We start from the raw sequence: 3,833 nt of genomic DNA, 5'->3' as shown, positions 1-3,833 counted from the left end.
TTGGCATCACTATGGTGGCCTGCAGGCCCAGCTTGCTGGCGGATAGCGCCACGCCTTGGGCGTGATTGCCGGCTGAGGCACAGACTACCCGCGCATCCGGGCTTTGCTGTTTTACTTTGTGCAGTTTGTGAAAAGCCCCGCGCAGTTTAAACGAATACACCGGTTGCTTGTCTTCCCGCTTCAGCCAGATCTGCTGGTTTAGTCGCAGGCTTAGTTTGGCCATTGGTTGGGTTGGGGTTTCTACGGCTGCCTGGTACACCGGCGACAGCAAAATCTCGCGCAGATACTGCTGCATTACATCGGTATCTGTCGGGGTGGGTTGTGCTGTTGCCAGGTTATTCATTACTACTCCGTTTATTGAAAGACTGCTTGCTACTAGGTTTATTCTGTTGTTTTCCAGCTGCTACATGAATGTCTCTGCTATGCAGAGCCTCGGCTGCTTTTTCAGCCGCTACACAGGGCTCGTTGGCGAAGACCACAAGCTGCTAAACAAGGCGTCTACAGCATGGATGCTGGAGCCGAGCCTACAGGGATGTATTCACGGCGTCCTTGTGTGCAGCTTGTGGTTGCAGCCTGCTCCGATGTTGTTGTCTGTCGAAGCCTGCAGCAGACCTTAGTCTGCCAGCTTCGACAAATCCCGCACGGCGCCCTTATCGGCACTGCTGGCCAGCATGGCGTACGCTTTCAGCGCATTGCTGACGACCCGCTGCCGGTCTACGGGCTTCCAGGCCTTGGCACCTTTTGCTTCCATGGCTGCCCGGCGCTGTGCCAGTTCGTCATCGCTGATGGTAATGGCAATGGTACGGCCCGGAATATCAATCTCAATGCGATCCCCTTCCTGCACCAGGGCAATGGCGCCACCGCTGGCTGCTTCCGGCGACACGTGGCCAATGGATAAGCCGGAGGTACCGCCGGAGAAACGACCATCGGTGATCAGGGCACAGGCCTTGCCCAGCCCCATCGACTTCAGATAGCTGGTTGGGTACAGCATTTCCTGCATGCCGGGGCCGCCTTTCGGGCCTTCGTAGCGGATAATCACGGCATCACCGGCGACCACTTTGCCAGCCAGAATCGCCGCAACGGCGTTGTCCTGACTTTCAAAGATCCGCGCCCGACCGTTGAATACCAGGCATTCTTCATCCACCCCGGCGGTTTTGACGATGCAACCATTGGGTGCCAGATTGCCGCTCAGTACCGCCAGACCACCGTCCTGTGAGTAAGCGTTTTCTTTACTGCGGATGCAGCCTTGCTCGCGATCATCATCCACGCTTGGGTAGCGGCAGCTTTGCGAAAAGGCCTGGGTGGTACGGATACCGGCCGGGCCGGCCATGTAAAACTGCTTCACCTTGTCGTCCTGGCTGGTTTTGATGTCCCATTTGGCCAGCACATCGGCCATGCTGCCACCGCAAACATGGCCGGTGCTTGGATCCAGCAGGCCGGCGCGGTTTAGCTCGGCCAGAATACCAATCACACCACCGGCGCGATGCACATCTTCCATGTGGTATTTCTGGGTGGAGGGCGCTACTTTGCACAGATGAGGTACTTTGCGCGATAACTGGTCAATATCTGCCATGTTAAAATCAATGCCTCCCTCCTGCGCGGCCGCCAGCAAATGCAGTATGGTGTTGGTGGAACCACCCATGGCGATATCCAGCATCATGGCATTTTCAAAGGCGGCCTTACTGGCAATGCTGCGAGGCAGTGCGCCGGCATCGTCCTCTTTGTACCAGCGGTTGCACAATTCCATAATGCGGTAACCGGCCTGAACAAACAGCTCTTTACGATCGGCGTGAGTGGCCAGTAAGGAGCCATTGCCGGGCTGACCCAGACCCAGCGCTTCCACCAGGCAGTTCATTGAGTTGGCGGTAAACATACCGGAGCAGGAGCCGCAGGTTGGGCAGGCGCTGCGCTCAATGGCTTCGCTGTCGCTGTCGCTGACCTTGGGATCGGCCGCTGAGACCATGGCATCGACCAGATCGAGCTTGATGATCTGATCCGATAGCTTGGTTTTACCGGCTTCCATTGGCCCGCCGGAGACAAAAATCACCGGCACATTCAGCCGCATGGCGGCCATTAGCATGCCGGGGGTGATCTTATCGCAGTTGGAGATGCACACCATGGCATCGGCGCAATGGGCATTGACCATGTACTCGACCGAGTCGGCGATCAGTTCGCGCGACGGCAAGCTGTACAGCATGCCGCCATGCCCCATGGCGATGCCATCGTCCACCGCTATAGTATTAAACTCTTTGGCGATACCGCCTGCTTCGGCGATGCTGGCGGCGACCAGCTTGCCCAGATCGCGCAGATGCACATGGCCGGGGACAAATTCACAAAAAGAATTCACCACCGCGATGATGGGTTTGCCGAAGTCGCTGTCTTTTACGCCGGTAGCGCGCCAGAGCGCCCGGGCTCCAGCCATATTTCTGCCTTCGGTGACGGTGGCGGATCGTAGTTTTGGCATTGCGTGGATACTCCCTGATGCCTGGTGGCATCGTTAACATTAGCAAAAAAGTTGAAATCAGGCCCGTAGCGAAGCCAGTTGTTCGCTGTGCAGCTCCAGTTGTTCGACATCGACCAGTTTGTTCAGCTGACTGGTCAGCAGATGAATGGGCTTGTCGCTGACAATTGACAGCGTCACCAACAGGCCTGACTGGCTACCCTGAGGTTTCATTTCCAAGCCGGTTAGTTGAAAGCCGCGGTAGCGGGTGACCTGCAGCAAACGCTCCAGCACTACCGTCTGGTTTTTGGTATGAATGGTCAGTACATGGTTCATTGCGGTCTCTCCGTTAACATGTCTTCATTGGCAGCCCCGGGTGGTACCAGGGGCCAGACGTTGTCTTGTTCATCAATCCGTACATGCAGCAAATAAGGGCCTGGCCAGGTCAGCATGGCCTCAAGCGCATCCGCGACTTCATCTTTGCGGGTAATGGTGTGGCCCGGGATGGCAAAAGCAGCGGCCAAAGCAACAAAGTCCGGGTTGTCCGACAAATCGGTTTCGCTGTAACGCTCATTGAAGAACAGCTGCTGCCACTGCTTCACCATGCCAAGGCGTTGGTTGTCGACGACCACGATTTTCACCGGCAGCCGGAAGCGCTTGATGGTACCCAGCTCCTGCACATTCATCATAAAGGAACCATCGCCACTGACCGCCAGCACCGTATCCTGCGGCCGGGCCAGCTTGGCACCAATAGCGGCCGGTAAACCAAAGCCCATGGTGCCTAAACCACCACTGCTTAAATGATTGCGTGGGTGGTTAAAACGCATATGCTGTGCCACCCACATTTGATGCTGGCCGACATCGCAGCACACCACGCTGTTATCCGGCAGCCGGTCGCTCAGCTGCTTTAAAAATAGCGGCGCATATATGCGCTCGCCCGGATGATCGTAACGCCAGCCATGTTGCTGCTTCAGTGCCAGGCAGTGCTGCAGCCAGGGCTGGCAGTGTGTGGCTGTGCTGATGGCAGGCAACACCTGCTTCATATCGCCCAGCATGGCGCAGTCGGGCCGACGCAGTTTGTTAATTTCGGCCGGATCGATATCCAATTGAATCACCCTGGCGTGGGGCGCAAAGCTGTCCAGCTTGCCGGTGACCCGATCGTCAAAACGCGCGCCCAGACAAACCAGCAAATCGCATTGTTGCACCGCCAGATTGGCGGCCTGAGTACCATGCATGCCCAACATGCCCAGATAATAAGGGTTGTTATTGGCCACCGAGCCCATGGCTTTTAAGGTGGTGACCGACGGCATGGCGCTTGTGGTTAAAAACTGCTGCAACTCGGCGATGGCATCGGCCATATGCACGCCACCGCCTATGTAGGCGATCGGCTTTT

The 3,833-nt window shown here is 56.8% G+C and carries 4 protein-coding genes; all 4 read right to left on the bottom strand.

The features are described 5' to 3' along the window. The coding region (locus tag JJU14_RS16260; RefSeq protein WP_228614775.1) for a pyridoxal-phosphate dependent enzyme at window positions 1-343 on the bottom strand (343 nt) is incomplete at its 3' end. 270 nt (window positions 344-613) lie between these two features. Continuing rightward, the gene (gene ilvD / locus JJU14_RS16255) at window positions 614-2,464 is read right to left on the bottom strand and encodes a dihydroxy-acid dehydratase (RefSeq protein WP_228614774.1); all 1,851 of its coding nucleotides are present in this window, start codon (window positions 2,462-2,464) and stop codon (window positions 614-616) included. A gap of 57 nt (window positions 2,465-2,521) precedes the next feature. Then, window positions 2,522-2,776 carry an acetolactate synthase 2 small subunit gene (ilvM, locus tag JJU14_RS16250; RefSeq protein ID WP_228614773.1) on the bottom strand — a complete coding sequence of 85 codons (255 nt, stop codon included), beginning with the start codon at window positions 2,774-2,776 and terminating at the stop codon, window positions 2,522-2,524. Then, on the bottom strand, window positions 2,773-3,833 hold a 1,061-nt coding region (locus JJU14_RS16245), incomplete at its 5' end, for a thiamine pyrophosphate-dependent enzyme (RefSeq protein ID WP_228614772.1). The genes JJU14_RS16245 and ilvM, both read right to left, overlap by 4 nt.

Source organism: Alkalimonas sp. (assembly GCF_020831925.1).
GTDB lineage: Bacteria > Pseudomonadota > Gammaproteobacteria > Enterobacterales > Alteromonadaceae > Alkalimonas.
This window is presented reverse-complemented; position numbering and strand designations above follow the sequence as displayed.

Bases quoted from the DNA above. Each gene is read 5' to 3' on its own strand.
- ilvD (WP_228614774.1), bottom strand. From the start codon at position 2,464: ATGCCAAAACTACGATCCGCCACCGTCACCGAAGGCAGAAATATGGCT.
- ilvM (WP_228614773.1), bottom strand. From the start codon at position 2,776: ATGAACCATGTACTGACCATTCATACCAAAAACCAGACGGTAGTGCTG.